Origin of the sequence: Pseudoalteromonas sp. SR44-5 (assembly GCF_014163675.1) — a bacterium.
GTDB classification, from domain to species: Bacteria; Pseudomonadota; Gammaproteobacteria; order Enterobacterales; family Alteromonadaceae; genus Pseudoalteromonas; species Pseudoalteromonas rhizosphaerae.
Genome location: NZ_JACJDT010000190.1, coordinates 1 through 454, shown reverse-complemented (window position 1 = coordinate 454; position 454 = coordinate 1). Strand labels below are relative to the sequence as shown.

Annotated in this window: 1 protein-coding gene; it reads left to right on the top strand. The window is 40.1% G+C overall.

The features are described from left to right. On the top strand, positions 1 to 454 hold a 454-nt coding region (locus tag H5154_RS24335), incomplete at both ends, for a winged helix-turn-helix domain-containing protein (RefSeq protein ID WP_182719778.1).

Sequence of the window (454 nt, the reverse complement as noted above, 5' to 3'; positions counted from 1 at the left end):
TTTTAGCTTTATCACGTAAAGAGCCTAATGCGAGAAAGCGAATACGCCTGCTTGCTGTTTCATTATTCTTTGAGGGTGAAAACAGAACGAATATTGCTAAGCGGCTAAATACAGCGCGCGGCAGTGTCAATAAATGGGTTTCAAACTACCTTAATAATGGCGTTACTGGCTTGAACAACAAACCGATTAAAGGTCGTCCAGCTAAATTAACCTTACAACAACTAAACACACTGTCAGATTATGTAAAACAGTCAGCAAGTTCTTCAGAAGGAGGCAGACTAATGGGGGAAGATATTGCTCAGTATATTTATGACCAGTTCAACATAAGATATCACACCGATCATATTTACAAACTGCTCAAGAAGCGTGGGTTTAGCTGGATCACAAGCCGTTCTAAGCACCCAAAGCAGTCAAAAGAAAGCCAAGAGGCTTTTAAAAAAGTTCCAAGTGGAAA